15 protein-coding genes are annotated in these 18613 nt (G+C 72.8%); 9 read left to right on the top strand and 6 right to left on the bottom strand.

Annotated elements, in window-relative coordinates; genetic code table 11:
- Nucleotides 1–10: 10 nt before the first annotated feature.
- The 3 genes from ABT158_RS40195 to ABT158_RS40185 are packed head-to-tail and all read right to left on the bottom strand — an operon-like array spanning nucleotide 11 to nucleotide 2915.
- Nucleotides 11–913, bottom strand: a complete 903-nt coding sequence (locus ABT158_RS40195) for a 1-phosphofructokinase family hexose kinase (protein ID WP_352362821.1) — start codon at nucleotides 911–913, stop codon at nucleotides 11–13.
- The gene (gene nagA / locus ABT158_RS40190) at nucleotides 913–2046 is read right to left on the bottom strand and encodes an N-acetylglucosamine-6-phosphate deacetylase (protein ID WP_352362820.1); all 1134 of its coding nucleotides are present in this window, start codon (nucleotides 2044–2046) and stop codon (nucleotides 913–915) included. The genes ABT158_RS40195 and nagA overlap by 1 nt, the downstream gene beginning before the upstream one ends.
- Nucleotides 2043–2915 (bottom strand): SIS domain-containing protein, encoded by an 873-nt coding sequence (locus ABT158_RS40185; RefSeq protein ID WP_352362819.1) that lies wholly within the window; start codon nucleotides 2913–2915, stop codon nucleotides 2043–2045. Before ABT158_RS40185 ends, nagA begins: the two co-directional genes overlap by 4 nt.
- A gap of 128 nt (nucleotides 2916–3043) precedes the next feature.
- Between ABT158_RS40185 and ABT158_RS40180 the strand changes: the two genes are divergently transcribed.
- Nucleotides 3044–3814, top strand: coding sequence for a DeoR/GlpR family DNA-binding transcription regulator (locus ABT158_RS40180; RefSeq protein WP_352362817.1), 771 nt, complete (start codon nucleotides 3044–3046; stop codon nucleotides 3812–3814).
- A gap of 69 nt (nucleotides 3815–3883) precedes the next feature.
- Nucleotides 3884–5620, top strand: coding sequence for a glycerol-3-phosphate dehydrogenase/oxidase (locus ABT158_RS40175; protein ID WP_352362815.1), 1737 nt, complete (start codon nucleotides 3884–3886; stop codon nucleotides 5618–5620).
- A gap of 37 nt (nucleotides 5621–5657) precedes the next feature.
- Here ABT158_RS40175 and ABT158_RS40170 read toward each other — a convergent pair whose 3' ends face one another.
- Both ABT158_RS40170 and ABT158_RS40165 read right to left on the bottom strand, forming a co-directional pair.
- Entirely contained in the window at nucleotides 5658–7703 is a 2046-nt protein-coding gene (locus ABT158_RS40170) for a beta-propeller domain-containing protein (protein WP_352362813.1), read from the bottom strand.
- Nucleotides 7704–7735: 32 nt separating this feature from the next.
- Nucleotides 7736–9937, bottom strand: coding sequence for a serine/threonine protein kinase (locus ABT158_RS40165; protein ID WP_352362811.1), 2202 nt, complete (start codon nucleotides 9935–9937; stop codon nucleotides 7736–7738).
- 73 nt (nucleotides 9938–10010) lie between these two features.
- Between ABT158_RS40165 and ABT158_RS40160 the strand changes: the two genes are divergently transcribed.
- The 5 genes from ABT158_RS40160 to ABT158_RS40140 are packed head-to-tail and all read left to right on the top strand — an operon-like array spanning nucleotide 10011 to nucleotide 15526.
- The gene (locus ABT158_RS40160; protein ID WP_352362809.1) at nucleotides 10011–11516 is read left to right on the top strand and encodes a succinic semialdehyde dehydrogenase; all 1506 of its coding nucleotides are present in this window, start codon (nucleotides 10011–10013) and stop codon (nucleotides 11514–11516) included.
- Nucleotides 11513–13171, top strand: a complete 1659-nt coding sequence (locus ABT158_RS40155) for an FAD-dependent oxidoreductase (RefSeq protein ID WP_352362807.1) — start codon at nucleotides 11513–11515, stop codon at nucleotides 13169–13171. The genes ABT158_RS40160 and ABT158_RS40155 overlap by 4 nt, the downstream gene beginning before the upstream one ends.
- Nucleotides 13172–13173: 2 nt before the next feature.
- Entirely contained in the window at nucleotides 13174–13779 is a 606-nt protein-coding gene (locus ABT158_RS40150) for a TetR/AcrR family transcriptional regulator (RefSeq protein WP_352362805.1), read from the top strand.
- A 5-nt stretch (nucleotides 13780–13784) separates the two neighbouring features.
- On the top strand, nucleotides 13785–14525 hold the full coding sequence (locus tag ABT158_RS40145) for an MBL fold metallo-hydrolase (RefSeq protein WP_352362803.1): 741 nt from the start codon (nucleotides 13785–13787) through the stop codon (nucleotides 14523–14525).
- A 23-nt stretch (nucleotides 14526–14548) separates the two neighbouring features.
- Complete coding sequence (locus ABT158_RS40140) at nucleotides 14549–15526, top strand: PLP-dependent cysteine synthase family protein (protein WP_352362801.1); 978 nt, start codon at nucleotides 14549–14551, stop codon at nucleotides 15524–15526.
- On the opposite strand, the gene ABT158_RS40135 is transcribed toward ABT158_RS40140, so the two are convergent.
- Nucleotides 15501–16214 (bottom strand): alpha/beta fold hydrolase, encoded by a 714-nt coding sequence (locus ABT158_RS40135; protein ID WP_352362799.1) that lies wholly within the window; start codon nucleotides 16212–16214, stop codon nucleotides 15501–15503. The two genes, ABT158_RS40140 and ABT158_RS40135, sit on opposite strands and share 26 nt — an antisense overlap.
- 50 nt (nucleotides 16215–16264) lie before the next feature.
- On the opposite strand from ABT158_RS40135, the gene ABT158_RS40130 reads away from it, so the two are divergent.
- The gene (locus tag ABT158_RS40130; RefSeq protein ID WP_352362797.1) at nucleotides 16265–17263 is read left to right on the top strand and encodes a LacI family DNA-binding transcriptional regulator; all 999 of its coding nucleotides are present in this window, start codon (nucleotides 16265–16267) and stop codon (nucleotides 17261–17263) included.
- A 106-nt stretch (nucleotides 17264–17369) separates the two neighbouring features.
- Nucleotides 17370–18611 carry an MFS transporter gene (locus ABT158_RS40125; protein ID WP_352362795.1) on the top strand — a complete coding sequence of 414 codons (1242 nt, stop codon included), beginning with the start codon at nucleotides 17370–17372 and terminating at the stop codon, nucleotides 18609–18611.
- Nucleotides 18612–18613: the final 2 nt, after the last annotated feature.

Below are 18613 nucleotides of genomic sequence, written 5' to 3'. Positions count from 1 at the left end.
GACGAGCTCCTTACGTGATGACGATCTGGGGGTGTATGTCGGCGTAGACCTCGCCGTCGAAGTCGCCGGCGACCGGCGCGGCCACGGCGGCCGCGCCCAGCGCCGCGGCCCGCCGCAGCCGGTCGGGCCACGGGGAGCCCTCGACCAGGCCCAGCGCCAGCCCCGCGACCAGCGAGTCGCCGGCCCCGGTCGGGTTTCCCCGCACGGTGTAGGGCATCCGCGCCCGGAAGGTGCCCTCGCCCGTCACGGCGAGCAGCCCGTCGGCGCCCATGGAGACGACCACGGCCTCGGCCCCCCGCTCGCGCAGCGCCTGGGCGCCCTCCTCGGGGGTGCCGCCGGGAACCGCCCTGGCCAGCTCCTCGGCGTTGGGCTTGACGACGGCCGGCCGGCCCTCCGGCGCGTGCCGCAGCGGGTCGCCGTCGGCGTCGACGACGGCCGGCACGCCCGCGCGGGCGGCGACGGCGGCCAGCGTCGCGTAGAAGTCGGCGGGGACGCCGCGCGGCAGGCTGCCGGAGACCACCACCGCGTCGGCGCCGGCCAGCAGCGACGTGTACCGCTCCACGAACGCGGCCAGCTCGGCCGCGCTCACCTCGGGGCCGGGCTCGTTGAACAGCGTGGCCCCGCCCGGCTCCGAGACCACCAGCGTGGTGCGGGACTCGGCGGCGATGCCGGTCAGCGCGGCGGGCAGCCCCGCGGCTCGCAGGTCGTGCTCGATCGCGCGCCCCGTGGGCCCGCCCGCCAGCCCCGTGACCAGGACGTCCTGGCCGAGGGCGGCCAGCACGCGGGCCACGTTGACGCCCTTGCCGCCGGCCCGCCGGTGGACGGCGCCGACCCGGTTGACGCCGTCCCAGGTGACGGACGGGACCTCGTAGGTCACGTCGAGCGCGGCGTTGAGCGTCACGGTGATGATCATCAGGGCTCCGTGATCCAGTCGCCGTTCTTCATCACGCCGTCGACCTCCAGCTCGCCGGAGAGCACCACCAGGTCGGCCGCCTTGCCGACGGCGATCGAACCGATCTCCTCGGCCAGGCCGAGCACCCTGGCGGGGGTCAGCGAGGCCACCTGGACCGCGTCCGGCAGTGACATGCCGAGCTCGCGCACGCCGCGGCGGAAGGCGGCGTCCATGGTGAGGGTGGAGCCCGCGATCGAGCCGCCCTCGACCAGCCTGGCCACGCCGTCGGTCACGCGCACCCGCATGGGGCCGAGCACGTAGTCGCCGTCGCCGAGGCCCGTGGCCGCCATCGCGTCGGTGATCAGCACCGTCCGGCCGGGACCGGCCACCTCGTAGGCCAGGCGCAACATCGCCGCGTGCACGTGGACGCCGTCGTTGACCAGCTCGACCGTGACGCGCTCGTCCTCAAGCAGGGCGGCGATCGGGCCGGGCGCGCGGTGGCCGAGCTGCGGCATCGCGTTGTAGAGGTGGGTGGCGACGGTGGCGCCCGCCTCGATGGCGGCGATCGCCTGGTCGTAGTCGGCGTCGCTGTGGCCGAGCGCCGCGATCAGGCCCTCGCCGACGGCCGTGCGGATCGTGTCCAGGCCGCCGGGCAGCTCGGCGGCGACGGTGACCATGCGCGCGTGCCCGCGCGCGGCCTTGACCAGCCCCGACAGCTCCTGCGGCGACGGCTCGCGCAGCAGGGCGGGGTTGTGCGCGCCGCAGCGGGCCTTGGCGATGTACGGCCCCTCGAAGTGGATGCCCGCCAGCAGCCCCTCCTCGCACAGCTCGGCCAGCGAGGAGGCGGCCCTGGACAGCTCGTCGAGCGCGTCGGTGACGAGGCTGGCCATCATCGTGGTGGTGCCGTGCCGCCGGTGCAGGGCCACGGCGTCGCGGGCCTTGTCCTGGTCGCCGGTCGGGAACGACCCGCCCGCGCCGCCGTGGTTGTGGATGTCGACGAACCCGGGGACGACGTGCCGCCCCCCGAGGCTCAGGCCGGGGCTCGGGGCCGATCCGTGGCCGACATGCGTGATGCGGCCGTCTTCGATGGTCAGCCACCCTTCGTGCACCCCTTCGGGGGTCACGATCCGGGCGTCGGCGAGAGTAAGGCTCATGAAGAAAGGATCACAGATCGCGTGAGGTGCATGGGCTCGTCGGGGTTCAGCCCACGGGCGAAGGCCCGCGCGACCGCCACCCGCTGGGCGCGCACCAGCTCGGCCATGGGGTCGAGGCCGCTCTCGAAGAACGTGCCGCCGGTCGCCTCGACCTGCTCGCGCAGGCCCTCGGGGGCGGTGCCGAGCATCCAGGTGACGCGGCCGGGGCCCGCGATGCTGATCGGGCCGTGCCGGTACTCCATCGCCGGGTACGCCTCCGTCCACGACCGGGACGCCTCGCGCATCTTCAGCGCGGCCTCCTGGGCCAGGCCGACCGACCAGCCGCTGCCGAGGAAGCTGAACTGCTCGGCCTCGACGAGCTCGGCGGGCAGCGGCTCGGCCAGGGCCCGCTCGGCGTCGGCGATCGCGCCGGTCAGGTCCTCGCCGAGGCTGGCGCGGAGCATGGCGAGCTGGGTGGTGGCGAAGCGGGTCTGCACGACGGAGGTCTCGTCGGCGTAGTCGAGCACGATGACCTCGTCGGCGGCCGTCATGACCGGCGTCTTCGGGTCGGCGGTGATGGCCGTCGTGCGGGCGCTCGTCCTGGACAGCAGCTCCAGCACCTCGGTCGTGGTGCCGGACCGGGTCAGCGCGAGCACCCTGTCGTACGAGCGGCCGACCGGCGCCTCGGACGCGGCGAACGCGTCGGTCTCGCCCAGGCCGGCCCGCTCGCGCAGCGTGGCGTAGGCCATCGCGATGAACCACGACGTGCCGCAGCCGACGACGGCCACCCGCTCGCCGGGCTCGGGCAGCGCGCCCGCGGGCACGTCGGCCACCGCGCGGCGCCAGCAGGACGGCTGGGACTCGATCTCGGCTTCGGTATGGGTGGTCACCGCGTTCCTCCCCGTTGGTGTTTGTTTCTGCCTTTTTTATACAGTAAAAGCGCAGTTTTGGGCAGTGGTCGCTCTCACCTGCCTGCCTGTGCCACGCTTGATCCCGTCCGGATCTCATTGGAGGCTTCGTGTCCCGCTACGATCGCTGGAACGCCATCCTGGAGCTGCTCGCCCAGGAGGGCAGGCTGTCGGTGGAGGAGGCCGCCCAGGCGCTCGACGTCTCGACCGCCACGATCCGGCGTGACTTCGACCAGCTCGCCCAGCAGCAGATGCTCATGCGCACGCGCGGCGGAGCCGTCGCCCAGAGCGTCAGCTACGACCTGCCGCTGCGCTACAAGACGGCCAGGCACGCCGACGAGAAGCACCGCATAGCGGCCGCCGCGGCCGGTCTGGTGAGCCCGGGGGCCGTGGTCGGGCTCAACGGCGGTACCACCACCTCCGAGCTGGCCCGCACCCTCGCCACGCTGTCCACGCTGGAGAGCGGGTTCACGATCGTCACCAACGCCCTGAACATCGCCGCCGAGCTGACCGTGCGGCAGCACGTCAAGATCGTGGTCACCGGCGGGGTGGCAAGGCAGCAGTCGTACGAGCTGATCGGGCCGCTGGCCTCGGGCGTGCTCGAACAGGTCACCCTCGACGTGGCCTTCCTCGGCGTCGACGCGATCGACGTCGAGCTGGGCGCCTCGGCCCACCACGAGGGCGAGGCCAGCGTGAACAACCTGCTGATCAGCCGGGCCGCCCAGGTCGTGGTGGTGGCCGACTCCTCCAAGGTGGGCCGGCGGGCCTTCTCCCGCATCTGCCCGATCGAGCAGATCGACACGCTGGTCACCGACGAGCGGCTCTCCGACGAGCTCACCGGCCGGCTCACCGACGCGGGCGTCAAGGTCGTACGCGCCTGAGCCGTCCACGCGTTACATGGAACCGGGCGTACGGGTAGGTACTGACCGCAGTCGACGCAAGGGGAGACGATGACGGCGGGTAGGAGCGTGGCCCGGCTCGGGCCCACCGAGCGCGCGGCGGCGCTGGCGGAGATGTCCGCCCAGGAATTCGACGTGGTCGTGGTCGGCGGCGGCGTGGTGGGGGCGGGCACCGCGCTCGACGCCGCCACCCGGGGCCTCGACGTGGCCCTGCTGGAGGCCCGCGACTTCGCCTCCGGCACCTCGTCGCGCTCGTCCAAGCTGATCCACGGTGGCCTGCGCTACCTGGAGCAGCTCAACTTCGACCTGGTGCGCGAGGCGTTGCAGGAGCGGGCGCTGCTGCTCCAGCGCCTGGCGCCGCACCTCGTCCGGCCGGTGCCGTTCCTGTTCCCGATGACCCATTTCGGGTGGGAACGCGGCTACGTGGGCGCCGGCGTGGCGCTCTACGACACGCTCGGCTTCGCCTCCGGGGTCACCCGCGGGGTGCCGGGCCATCGGCATCTGTCCAGGTCACGGGCGTTGCGGCTGGCTCCGGCGCTGAAGAAGAGCGCACTCACCGGCGCCGTCCAGTACTGGGACGCCCAGGTCGACGACGCCCGCTACGTGATGACCATGCTGCGCACCGCCGCCACGTACGGCGCCCGGATCGCGCCGCGCGCCCAGGTGGTCGGGTTCCTGCGGGAGGGCGAGCGGGTCACCGGCGTGCGGGCGCGCGACCTGGAGACCGGCGCCGAGTTCGACGTACGCGCCCAGCAGGTCGTCAACGCCACGGGCGTGTGGACCGACGACATCCAGGAGCTGGTCGGCGGGCGCGGCCAGATCCACGTACGGGCCTCCAAGGGCATCCACCTGCTGGTGCCGCGCGACCGCATCCACTCCCGCACCGGCATCATCCTGCGCACGGAGAAGTCGGTGCTGTTCGTGATCCCGTGGGGCCGCCACTGGATCATCGGCACCACCGACACCGAGTGGACGCTCGACAAGGGCCATCCGGCGGCCTCCCGGGCCGACATCGACTACCTGCTCGACCACGTCAACGCCGTGTTGTCGGTGCCGCTGACCCGCGACGACGTCGAGGGCGTCTACGCCGGGCTGCGCCCGCTGCTGTCGGGGGAGTCCGACGAGACGTCGAAGTTGTCACGTGAGCACGTCGTGGCGCATCCGGTGCCGGGGCTGGTGATGATCGCCGGCGGGAAGTACACGACGTACCGGGTGATGGCCCGCGACGCGGTGGACGCGGTGGCGCACGGGCTCGACCAGCGGGTGCCGCGCTCGTGCACCGACCGCATCCCGCTGGCCGGGGCCGAGGGCTACCAGGCGCTGTGGAACTCCCGCTACCGCCTCGCCCACACCTCGGGCCTGCACGTCGCCCGGATCGAGCACCTGCTCCAGCGCTACGGCTCGCTCATCGACGAGGTGCTGCAGCTGATCGAGGACGACCCGTCGCTGGGCCGGCCGCTGGCCGGTGCCGACGACTACCTGCGGGCCGAGATCGTCTACGCCGCCACCCACGAGGGCGCCCGGCATCTCAACGACGTGCTCACCAGGCGCACGCACATCTCCATCGAGACCTTCCACCGCGGCCTGGCCGTGGCGCAGGAGGCCGCCGAACTGCTGGCCGGGCCGCTCGGCTGGGACGCCGAGCAGGTGAAGCGCGAGGTGGAGTACTACACCAAGCGCGTCGAGGCCGAGCGGCGCTCCCAGGAGCAGGACTCCGACCAGGAGGCCGACGCCATCCGGCTGGGCGCCCCCGAGATCGTGCCCGTGGTCGCGCCGGAGCGCGGGTGACCGTCCCGGCGGACCGGTCACCCGCCCTCACGGGGGGTCAGCGCAGCGGGATCCAGGCCTGACGGGCCAGCGTCGTGGCGTCGTTGACCTGGAGGCCGTCCCAGGACAGCGTCCAGACGGCGTCGCCGATGACGATCGAGCGCTGGATGCCGGGCTGGTAGGTGTAGTCCTTGTCCTGGTGGGTGGGGTGCTTGATCATGCCGAGCTTCTTGACGGCCGAGTCGTCGATCTTCAGCACGAGCGCGCCCGACTCCTTCGGGGTCATCAGCGGGAGCACCGACAGGCCGGTCTTCGGCCAGTACAGGAACGCGTGCGGGTCCCACTCGGCCTCGGAGCCCGACTCCTTCTGGAAGAGCTGCGACAGCCTGCGCGGGGCGGCCGGGTCGCTGACGTCGAACAGCGAGACCTGCGTGCCGAGCGTCCTGCCCTTGTCGCTGGCCTCCTGGCCGATGCCGATCAGCCGGCCGTCCGCGCCGGGGTGCAGGTAGGCCGAGTAGCCGGTGATCTTCAGCTCGCCGGTCACCTTGGGGGCGGCCGGGTCGCGCAGGTCGAGCGTGTAGAGCGGGTCCACCTGCTTGAAGGTCACGACGTAGCCCACCGGGCCGATGAAGCGGACCGAGTAGATGCGCTCGCCCTTCCCGAGGCCGCCGACCTCGCCAGCCTTGGCCATGGTGGCGGCGTCGAGCACGTACACGCTGCTGGCGCTGTTGCCGCCGTCGGTGGAGGTGAGGGTGGTGGCGACGCGGAGGTGGCCCTCGTACTCCGACAGCGAGTACTGGTTCAGCAGGCGGCCGGGGACCTTGCCGGAGGCCACGTACGAGGGGGCGCCGGCGGCGCTGATGTCGAACCGGTGGACCTCGGTCTCCTCGGGCGGCGCCGTGGGGGTGGGCACGGGCTCCGAGGTGGCGGGCGTGGCCGGGGCGCTGCTCGTCACGGCGGGCACGGCGGTCACCGTGGGGTCGGTCGTCACCGTGGGGTCGGCCGTCACGGGCGGGTCGCTCGGGGTGGGCTCGACGGCCGGGGCGGCGCCGTCGGTGGCCGTCGGCACGGGCTCGACCGGCATCGGCTCGGTGACCACCGGGAACCACCAGCGGGGGTTGCTGGCGACGTACAGGCTCGTGCCGCTGCCGTAGACGGTGTCGCCGTCTGCGGCCAGGCTGATGGGCTCGGTGCCGGTCGCGGCGACGTCCTGGGTCAGGTCGATGCTGTGGACGGTGAGCAGCGAGGTGCCGGTGTAGTCGGCGGGGTGGCTGACCCGCTCGCACCTGACCGTGTCCTTCTTGACCGCGCCGGACCCGCCGGTGATCTCGACCGTGGGCAGCCAGGCCGACAGCGGCGCCCGCCGGACGACGTCCTGGTTGGCCTTCTTGCGGTCGGCCTCGGAGGCGTCCGGGTTCTTGGGCTCGGGGAAGGTGATGTCGGGCTGGCTGCGGGTGACGAGCCGGACCGTGGAGCCGATCATCCTGGCGTCCACGTACGAGCCCTGCGCCCGGATCGTGCTGAGCACCTTCGGCTGCCCGGCCAGGTCGACCACGACGTAACGGGTCTCGCCGGGCGGCGCGAAGGACTTCACCATGATGTCGCCGCCGCGGAACAGCACCAGCGCGCGGTCGCCGGAGAGCAGCAGGTCGGCGGGGGCGAAGGTCGGCTCGTCCTTCTTGGTGAGCTTGAGCGAGGCGGTGACCTTCTTGGTCGCGGTGTCGATGACCCGCAGGGTGCCGTCCACGACCGTGACGATCCGGTTGCCGTCGGTCTTGACCAGGTCGGGCTCGTCCACGCCCGCCTCGTGCACGTTCGTGGTGGAGTGCTCGGGGGTGTCGGAGGTGGTCTTCGCCCTCGCGGTGGCGGCGGTGTCCTCCATGTACATGATCTGCGGGCCGCCGAACCCCCACGGGCCGACGTTCTCCGCGGCGTGCTCCCGCAGGCCCGACAGCATGTCGTCGCAACTGTCGTAGGCGACCAGGCGGACGGCGTCGAGCGTGACCTTCGGCACGGGCGCCTGGCCCGTGGCCGCCGAGGTGCAGGCCGTCGTGGCCATGGCGAGGGCCGCGGCGGTCACGGCCGTACGGAACAGCGTCTTCATGACCTCCATGACGGCTGCGCGGGCCGGATGGTTCAGGAGCCCTTGGCCGGGTTGGCGGTGAAGACCGGGCTGAAGTCGACGTCGCCGGGCACGTCGAGGATCTTGCGCAGCAGGGTGCCCTTGAGGTCGACGACCTGGATCTCGTCCTTGGTGTTGTTGTCCTGCTCCCAGCAGTAGAGGTGGGTGTCGTCGTACCAGCCGAGCACCTTGTCGCAGTCGGAGGTGAACTTGTGCGTGCGGTCGCCCGACTTGACGTCCCACACGCAGGTGTCGCCGTCGCTGCCGTTGGGGCAGTCGGACAGGAACGACTCGCCCGAGGGGGAGAAGACGTCCTGGGTGCCGGCCGGCAGCGTGCCGATCGAGCGCAGGTCGCGGGTGGCCTTGCCGTCGGCGTCGAAGAAGCGCAGGCCGCGGTTCTTCTCCGGGCCGAAGATGTTGATCACGCCTCGGCCCTCGCCGTCCCAGCCGAAGGCGGTCTTGCGGACGGCGGAGTCGTCCACCATGACGGTCTTCGCCTTCATCGTGGCGACGTCCACGATGACGAAGCCGGGGTAGGTCCAGGTGTCGCCGCTCTTCCGCTCGATGTTGAGCAGGATCTTGGAGCCGTCCTCGGACCAGCCGCGGATGCTGGCGATCAGCGGGCCGCGGACGGTCTTGATCGTGGTGCGCCCGCCCGTCTGGCGGTCGCTGACGATGATGTAGTCGTAGTTGTCGTCGGTGTACTTGCGGCCGCGGGTGGCCAGGTAGCGGCCGCCGGGGGAGACGTTCGACTCCCAGTTGCCGGCGTACTTGCGGAACGGCCCGCGCAGCGAGTCCCTGGCGTGGTCGATCCAGTCGTCCTTCTTCTTGTCGTAGATCTCGTAGGAGGTCAGGACGATCGCGTCGGAGGTGTTCTCGTAGAGGCCGATCGCGGCGCCGGGCAGCGCCTTGCGCGGCCCCTCCTCGGGGACGGAGACCGGCGCGACCGACGCGGCGACCGACGGCGTGGCGGGCGGCACGCTGCGCCCGGACGGCTGGGCGGACGCGGGCGTCGTGGCGTCGCCGTCGGCGGCCAGGGTCGTCCTGTTGTTGGTGATGAGCACGACGAGCCCGGCCAGCACGAGTAAGGCGACGGCCAGCGTGGCCCCGATGACCAGCGGCGCCCTGCTCTTCCCGGCCTGCTGCCGGGGGTGGGCGCCCGGGTGGGTGGGCTGCGCGTACGGGCCCGGCGGGTGCCACTGCTGCTGCGGGTACGGCTGCCGGCCCCCCGGCAGCGGCCCGGTCATCGGCCCGTGCGGAGGCCCCTGTGCAGGCCCGTGCGGCGGTCCCTGGGGCGCTCCCTGCGGGTGTTGCTGCTGCTGCGGCGGCGCCTTCATCGGCCCCGCCACCGGTCCGGCGGGGACGGCCTCGGCGGCGGCCGCGGCGAGGATGGGGGAGTTCGCCGGCATCGGGTGCTGGAGCAGGCGCATGATCACCTGCTCGGCCGTCGGCCGCTGCGCCGGGTCCTTGGCCAGGCACGCGGCCACGACGTCACGCAGCGCGCCGTCCAGCACGCCCAGGTCGGGCTGCTGGTTGAGGACCCGGTTGATCACCGCGGGCATGGTGTCGCTGCCGAACGGCGCCCGCCCCGACGCCGCGTAGACCATCGCGCTGGCCCACGAGAACATGTCGGCCGCCGGCCCGACGGTGTGGCCCATGATCTGCTCGGGCGGCATGTACGACGGCGTGCCCACGACCATGCTGCTGATCGTCGAGGTGGCGTTGAGCGCCCGCGCGATGCCGAAGTCGATCACCCGCGGGCCGTCCGCGCCCAGGATGACGTTGGCGGGCTTGAAGTCGCGGTGGACGATGCCGGCCTGGTGGATGGCGGCCAGCGCGGTCGCGGTGCCGATGGCCAGCCGGTGCAGCGTGGACCCGGTGCGCGGCCCCTCCTCCTGCACCACCCGCTGCAGCGACGGCCCCTCGATGAACTCGCTGACGATGAACGGCCGGTCCAGCTCGACGCCGGTGCCGAGGACGGCCGCGGTGCAGAACGGCGCCACCTGCTGGGCCACCTGGACCTCGCGCAGGAACCGTTCGACGCTCACGTCGTCGCCGGACAGGTCGGGGCGCAGCCATTTGACGGCGACGTGCCCACCGGAATGATCTTTCGCGAGGTAGACGACGCCTTGGCCGCCCTCGCCGAGCCTGCCGAGGAGATCCATGCCGGCCAGACTCGCCGGATCTCCCGGGCGCAGCGGAGCGAACGATGGCATAAGAGGATTCTGACCCCACCCCGCGAATCCGCAAAAACTACCCGCCGGTAGCCAAGCGGAATATCCTTCGGGCATGCACGTCACGTCCAGCGGCAAGACCCGGGAGATCACCGCCCCCTTCACCGGCGAGCCGCTCGCCGAGCTGCCCATTTCCACGGCCGACGACGTACGCCTGGCCTACGAGCGAGCCAGGGCCGCCCAGGCCGAGTGGGCGGCCAGGCCCGCCGCGGCGCGGGCCAGACCGTTCCTGCTGCTGCACGACGCCATCCTCGACCGCAGGGACGAGATCCTCGACATCGTCCAGAACGAGACCGGCAAGGCCCGCAAGCACGCCTTCGAGGAGGTGCTCGACGTCGCCGGATGCAGCCTCTACTACGCCCGGCGGGCCTCCGGCCTGCTCGCGCCGCGCACCCGCAAGGGCATCTTCCCCGGCGCCACCCGGGTGACCGAGCTGCGCCAGCCCAAGGGCGTGGTCGCGCTGATCTCCCCGTGGAACTACCCGCTCTCGCTCGGCGTCACCGACGCCGTGCCGGCGCTGCTGGCCGGGAACGCGCTGGTGCACAAGCCGGACACGCAGACCGCCATGTCCACGTTGTGGACCATCGACCTGCTGGCCGAGCTGGGCATGCCGCGCGAGATCTGGCAGGTCGTGCTGGGCGAGCCGGCCGAGATCGGCGACGCGCTGCTCGACGACGCCGACTACGTGGCGTTCACGGGTTCGACCAGGGGCGGCAGGAAGATCGCCGAGGAGGCGGCCAAGCGGCTCATCGGCTGCTCGCTGGAGCTCGGCGGCAAGAACCCGATGGTGGTGCTCGACGACGCCGACGTGCCGCTCGCCGTCCAGGGGGCGATCCGGGCCTGCTTCACCAACGCCGGTCAGCTCTGCCTGTCCATCGAGCGGCTGTACGTGCACACGTCGGTGTTCGACGACTTCGCCGCGCGCCTGGTCAGGCAGGTCGGCAACCTCAAGCTCGGCGCGGGCCACGACTGGTCGGTCCAGATGGGCTCGCTCACCTCGCAACGCCAGCTCGACGCGGTCCGCGCCCACGTGGACGACGCCGTGGCCAAGGGCGCGACCGTGCTGACCGGCGGCCGGGCCAGGCCCGACCTCGGCCCGCTGTTCTACGAGCCGACCGTGCTCACCGGCGTGCGCGACGACATGGACCTGTGCCGCAACGAGACGTTCGGGCCCGTGGTCGCCCTCTACCCCTTCGACTCGGAGGAGGAGGCGATCGAGCTGGCCAACGACACCATCTACGGCCTGAACGCCTCCATCTGGACCACCGACCCGGCCCGCGGCCGCGCCCTGGCCGCCCGCGTCAAGGCCGGCACGGTCAACATCAACGAGGGCTACGGCTCGGCCTACGCCTCCTACGACGCGCCCATGGGCGGCATGAAGGCGTCGGGTCTCGGCCGCCGGCACGGCGCGGAGGGCCTGCTGCGTTACACCGAGTCCAAGACCGTGGCCTCGCAGGCGTCCTGGCTGGGCTTCGAGCCGCCCTTCGACCTGACCTACGAGACGTGGGCCGACGTCCTGGCCGGCACCCTCAAGGCGATGCGGAAGCTGCGGATCAAGTGACGTTCGACGTTCTGGTCATCGGGTCGGGGTTCGGCGGCAGCGTCTCGGCGCTGCGGCTGAGCGAGAAGGGGTACAAGGTCGGCGTGCTGGAGGCGGGCCGTCGTTTCGACGACTCCGCGCTGCCGGCCACCTCGTGGAAGCTGCGCGACTTCCTGTGGGCGCCCTGGCTCGGCATGAAGGGCATCCAGCGCATCCACGTGCTGCGCGGCGAACCCGGCACCGGCGTGATGGTGCTGGCCGGAGCCGGGGTGGGCGGCGGGTCGCTGGTCTACGCCAACACCCTCTACGAGCCGCTCGACCCGTTCTTCCGCGACCCGCAGTGGGCCGGCATCACCGACTGGAAGGCCGAGCTGGCCCCCCACTACGACCAGGCCAGACGCATGCTCGGCGCGGTCACGAACCCCACCGTCACCCGCGCCGACGACGTCATGCGCCGGGTGGCCGAGAAGATGGGCGTGGGCGACACCTTCCACCTGGCCCCGGTCGGCGTCTACTTCGGCGAGGACGGCGTCGACCCGTACTTCGGCGGCGCGGGCCCGCGGCGGCGCGGCTGCATCGAGTGCGGGCAGTGCATGACCGGCTGCCGCCACGGCGCCAAGAACACGCTGGTCAAGAACTACCTCCACCTGGCCGAGCGGGCGGGCGCCCGGGTCTACGCCGAGTGCACGGTCACCTCGGTGCGCCCGCTGCCCTCCGGCGGCTACCGGGTCGTCGCCCGCCGGACGGGGTCGGCGCTGCGCCGCCGTTCGTTCACGGCCAAGCAGGTGATCTTCGCGGCCGGCACGTACGGCACCCAGCGCCTGCTGCACAAGCTGCGGGACACCGGCGACCTGCCCGGCCTGTCTCCCAGGCTCGGCACGCTGACCAGGACCAACTCCGAGGCCCTGCTCGGCTTCGAGCGCACGTCGGCGGGCGGCGAGAAGCTCAACAAGGGCGTGGCCATCACCTCCTCCATCCACCCCGACGCCGAGACCCACATCGAGCCCGTGCGTTACGGCGACGGCTCCAACGCCATGGGCCTGCTGCGCACCCTGCTCGTGGACGGCGGCCAGCCGAGGTGGCCGGCGCTGTTCCGGGAGATCGCCGCGCGGCCCCTGGAGGCGCTGCGGCTGCTCGACCTGCGCCGCTGGTCGGAACGGACCGTCATCGCGCTGGTCATGCAGGCCAAGGACAACTCGATCACCGTCCGGCGCACCCGCTGGGGGCTGCGGTCGGCCCGCGGTCACGGCGAGCCCAACCCGACCTGGATCCCGGCCGGGCACGAGGCCGTCCGGCACGCGGCGGCCGAGATCGGCGGGGTGCCCGGCGGCACCTGGCTCGACCTGTTCGACATCCCGACGACGGCCCACTTCCTGGGCGGCTGCGTGATCGGCGACTCGCCCGAGACCGGCGTGATCGACGCCTACCACCGCGTCTACGGCCACGAGGGGCTGCACGTCGTGGACGGCTCGGCGGTGTCGGCCAACCTCGGGGTGAACCCGTCGCTCACCATCACCGCGCAGGCCGAGCGGGCCATGTCCCTGTGGCCCAACGCCGGCGACCCCGACCCCAGGCCCGCCACGGGCTCGCCGTACGTCCGGCTGCCCCCGGTGGCGCCACGCCGGCCCGCCGTGCCGGAGCGGGCTCCGGGGGCACTGCGTCTGTATACACTGTAAACGTGAGCGAGCGAGGGACGGCGGCGCGCATCGAGGCCGTGGCCCGGCAGATCCTGCTGGAGGAGGGCGCCGACGCCGTCAGCATGCGGCGGGTCGGCGAGGCCGTGGGCGTCACCGCCATGGCCATCTACCGGCACTTCCCCAACAGGGAGGCCCTGCTGCGCGCCGTCGCCGACGCCGCCGCCCGCGAGCTGGCCGAGGCGTGGACCCGCAGGCCCGGCACGGGCGACGTGGAGGAGCGCATGATGGCGGCGCTCGACGACTTCCTCGACTTCGCGCTCGGCAGCCCCCACCTGTACCACTTCCTGACCTCCGACGCCTGGGCGCGGGCCCGCCGTTTCCCCGACGACTTCCGCGACGGGGAGGGCCCGCCGTTCAGCGTGGTGGTGGCGCTGGCCGAGGAGGGCATGCGCGCCGGCGTGCTGCGCGAGGACGACCCGCTGGAGACCGCCCTGGCGGTCACGGCGAGCGCCCAGGGCCTGGTCCAGCAGTACCTGAGCGGCCGGATGAGCATGGCCGAGCCCGACTTCCGCGCCCTGTGCCACCGCACGGTGACCCGGGTGCTCAACGGCGTACGGAATAAACCTTCTGTCCCTCTTTGTCCTTGACGGGCATGAAGATTCGTTACGCCGGTGGCCCGACGGCTGTCATCGAGCTGGGCGGCGTCCGGCTGCTGGTCGATCCCACCTTCGACGCGCCGGGCGACCACCCGGTCGGCGCCAGGGTGCTCAAGAAGACGGCCGGCCCCGCCTTCGGCCCCGACGAGGTGGGCCCGGTGGACGCCGTGCTGCTCTCGCACGACCAGCACCCCGACAACCTCGACGACGCGGGCCGCGCGTTCCTCGCCACGGCCCCGCTGGCGCTGTCCACCGCCTCGGCGGCCGAGCGCGTCGGCGAGCCGGTGCGCGCCCTGCCCAACTGGAGCGAGACCGAGGTCGGCCCGCTGCGGGTGACCGGCGTGCCCGCCCAGCACGGCCCCGACGGGACCGAGCACCTGACGGGCGAGGTCACCGGCTTCGTGCTCAGCGGCGACGGCCTGCCCACCGTCTACGTGAGCGGCGACAACGCCTCGCTCGACGTCGTACGGGCCGTGGCCGCCAGGTTCCCGCGGATCGACGTGGCGCTGCTGTTCGCGGGCGGCGCGCGCACCCCGCTCGTGGCCGGTTTCCTGACGCTGACCAGCGAGGACGCCGTCACCGCCGCCGACATCCTGGGCGCGCGGCACGTCGTCCCGCTGCACTTCGAGCACTGGGCGCACTTCACGCAGGGCCGCGACACGCTGGAGAAGGCGTTCGCCGGGCTCGGCGAGCGGTTCGTGCTGCTCGCCCCTGGCGAACAGGTCGAGCTTTCCTGAGCTCGTCCTGACAGGGTGGTCCGGTGAGCTGGAGCACGCGCGCGCTCGACGCGCTGGCCGCCGGGCCGCCGACCAGGCTGATCGACTTCCCCGTCCGGGTCCCCGGCGTGCGCCTGCTGCTGAAGGACGAGTCCGGCCATCCCACGGGCAGCCTGCGGCACCGGCACGCCAGGGCGCTGTTCCGGCGGGCCGTGCTCGACGGCTCGATCACCGAGGGCACCACCGTGGTCGAGGCCGCCGGCGGCAACGCGGCGGTCGCGCAGGCGTGGTTCGCCCGGCGGCTCGGCCTGCCCTACGTCGTGGTCATGCCGGGCGCGCCCGACCCGGCGCGGGCCCGCGCGGTCGAGGCGCTGGGCGGCGCGTGCAGGTTCGTCACGCCGCCCCTGGCCATCTACGACGCGGCCAGGGAGGCGGCCGGGCAGGCCGGGGGCCACTACCTCGACCAGTTCGGCCGGGCCGCGCCGCACGACCTGGCCGAAGAGCTGTTCGCCCAGGTCCGTCCCGACTGGGTGGTGACCGGCGCGGCCACCGGCGCGACCTCGGCCACGCTCGGCGCCGCGGCCGGGGAGCACGGCTGCCGGGTGGCGGTCGCCGATCCCGACAACTCCGCCTACTTCCCTGGCTGGACCCTCGACGTGCCCGACTACGCCACCGGCATGCCCTCGCGGATCGAGGGCGTCGGCCGTCCGCGGGTGGAGCCGGGGTTCCGGCCCGACCTGGTCGATCTGGTGGTGCCGGTGCCCGACGCGGCGAGCGTGGCGGCGGCCAGGCACATCAGGCAGGTCACCGGGCTGCCGGTGGGCGGCTCGTCCGGCACCGCGCTGTGGGCCGCGCTCGAACTGGCCGGGCGCATGCGGGCCAGGGGCGAGAGCGGCACGATCGTCTCGCTGGTGGGCGACGCCGCCGAGCGGCACCTGGCGACGTACCACGACGACGCCTGGGCCGCCGGCAAGGGCCTCGACGTCGCCGCCCGCCTCACCGAGCTGCGGCAGCGGGTCTGATCCAGCCTTCCAGCCCCGCCAGGAAGTCCTCGAACAGGTGGCGGTGGATCGTGTGCTCGGCCCCCGTGACCACGCGCACCTCGAATCCCTTGCCCCGCAACTCCTCCTGGAACGCCGGCGGCACCAGGAAACTCGGGTCGGCCACCTGCACCAGCGACGGCACGACCGGAGCGGGCGTGAAGTCCATGCCCGACGCCTCGACGAGCGACAGCGCCGACCCGCGGTCCCAGCGCGCGAGCATCTCGACCTCGACCGCCACCTCCTCGGCCGAGAAGCCGGGGTGCAGGGCGGCGATCAGCTCGCCGGTCTCGTCGGCGAAGCCGGCCATCGACTCCAGGGCGCCGCTCTCCACCGTCGGCAGGCGGAAGGCCGGGTCGGAGTAGATCGCCCGTCCGGGCATGAGCCGTTCGACGGCGAGGCCGAGCGTGAGGCCGCCCAGGGAGTGCCCGATGGCCAGCTCGGGGCGCGCGGGCACCGACTCCGCCAGCGACGAGGCGAACAGCTCGGGCGGGTAGGCGTCGGCGCGGGGGCTCTCGCCGTGGCCGGGCAGATCGACGGCGATGACCCGGTAGCCGCGCGCGGCCAGCTCGGGGCCCACCCGCCACCAGCATCGCGAGTCGGCCATGATGCCGTGGACGAGGACGGCCACGCGGTCGCCCGAACCCCATTCACGAGTGTGCAGCTTCATGCGGCAGCCTCTCCTGATTATACGTATAAGCAGTTGATACCATCCACCCCGTGAACACGACAAGGGGGGACCGCCCGCCGACCAGCGTCGACGTGGCCAGGGCCGCAGGCGTCTCCCAGGCCACGGTCTCCTACGTGCTCACCGACAACCCCCACGCCCGGGTGAGCGAGGAGACCCGCAGGCGGGTCCGCGACGCCGCCGCCCGGCTCGGCTACGTGCCCGACGCCGCCGCCCGCGCGCTGCGCACGGGCCGCAGCGACATCGTGCTCATGCCGCTGTCGCGGGCCAGGACGGGCCGGCTGGCGCAGCAGGTGTCCGAAGAGCTGGAGGAGGAGTTCAGGACCCGCGGCTACACCCTCGTCCAGTACGGCGAGCGCACCCTCAAGGGCGTGGCGGCGGCCAGGAGCTGGCTCGCCCTGCGGCCCTCGGCCGTCCTCGTCGAAGCCGCGCGGCTGACCAGGCCCGCCGTGGACCTGCTGCACGCCTCGGGCGTCCGGGCCGTCGTCGGCCTGTCCGACCAGCCCTCGCCGCTGGTGCCGGCCATGGTGTTCGACCACCGGGCCCTCGGCGCCGTGGCCGCCCGCCACCTGGTCGCACGGGGGAGCAGGCGGCTGGCGGCCGTCGTGCCCCGGGAGGAGGGCATCGACGCCATGGGGCGGGCCCGGCTGGCGGGGGTGCGGGAGGTCGTCCCCGGGGCGGCGCGCATCGACCTGGCCTTCTCCGAGGAGGAGGCGGGGCGGCTCGTCCGCGCGGGCGACCTGCCCGACGGCGTCTTCGCCTACAACGACGAGTACGCGATGCTGCTGATCAGCGCGTTGCGGGACGCCGGTCTGCGGGTCCCCGCCGACGTCGCCGTGGTCGGCGCCGACGACCTGCCGATCTGCACGCTCATGCGGCCCCGGCTGACCAGCGTGCACTTCGACGTCACCGCGAGCCCGGCCGATCTGGCGGGCGAGATCGACGGGATCGTCCGCGGGGTGCGGCCGTCCGTGCCGGGCGAGGTCGTCGCCCGGTTCGAGCCCCGGCTGGTGGTCCGGTCCAGCGCCTGAGGCGCGTAACGAGTTGGACGCGCGTCTTGTCAGCCCTTTCCGCGCGACCTACAGTCCAGAGCAATCGTCGGTGATACGTATCACCATCGCTCGGAGAGGTCCCCCCATGGCTGAAGTTCTGAGCGGCGCGCACCGGGACACCCGGCGCCTCGGGCCGCTCTACCTGACGCTTCCGCTGGCCAACGTCGCCGTCATGTTCCTGTGGCTGAGTGTGGGCGCGTTCGTCCTGCCCGTTCACGTGCAGCGCATCACCGGCGTCAACGACGTGGCCGCGCTCGGCCTGGCCAACTCGATCGGCCCGCTCATGGCCACCCTCGCCAACCCGGTCTTCGGCCAGATCTCCGACCGGACCAGGTCGCGCTTCGGCCGCCGTTCGCCGTGGATACTCGGCTGCGTCCTGCTCGGCGTGCTCGCCCTGTTCGCGCAGGCCAGTGCGGGCAGCGTGCTCATGCTCGGCGTCAGCTGGGCGGCCGTGCAGACCATCATGAACGGCTACCAGGCCGCCATGACCGCGATCCTGCCCGACCGGGTCCCGCCGAGCCGGTACGGCACCTACTCCGGCCTGTTCGGGCTCGGCACGCCGCTGGCCACGATCGCGGCGGCGATCATGTTCATCGTGTTCCCGCAGCTGGCCGACGGCGGGGCGTACTACGTGACGATGGCGCTGCTGCTGGTCGCGGCGGTGCTGGTCGTGGTGGCGACGCCGGACACGTCCTCGGTGGGGACGGCGCGCGAGCCGTTCGGGCTGGGCGCGTTCCTGGCCGCCTTCCTGCGGCCGCTGAAGGCCCCGGACTTCGCCTGGGCCTTCGTGTCGCGCTTCGGCGTCATGCTCGGCTATTTCGTCATCTTCACCTTCAACCTCTTCCTCCTTGAGGACTTCATCAAGATCCCCAAGGGCGAGGTGGTCGCCACGATGGGCCTGCTGATGCTCATCGGCCAGGCCGCCACGCTGCTCGCGGTGCTCGTGATCGGCCCGATCTCCGACCGCCTCGGCCGCTTCCGGCTGTTCGCGCTCGTCGCCGGGCTGTCCTCGGCGGTGTTCCTGGGCATCCCGCTGGCGATGCCGACGTTCGAGGGCATGATCGTCTACAACGTCGCGCACGGCGTCGCGTTCGGGGTCTACCTGGCCGTGGACATGGCCCTGGTGACGAAGGTGCTGCCGGACCCCGGCGACGCGGGCAAGGACATGGGCGTCATCAACATCGCCAACGCCGGGCCGCAGATCCTGGCGCCCGCCCTCGCCGCCGTCGTGGTGGGGACGGGCGGCTACCCGGCGCTGTTCGTCGTGGGCATCGTGATCTCGCTGGTCGGCTCCGTCGGGGTCCTCAGGATCAGGGGTGTGCGCTAGCG

It is taken from the genome of Nonomuraea sp. NPDC001636, assembly GCF_040298265.1.
Taxonomy (GTDB): Bacteria; Actinomycetota; Actinomycetes; order Streptosporangiales; family Streptosporangiaceae; genus Nonomuraea.
This window is presented reverse-complemented; position numbering and strand designations above follow the sequence as displayed.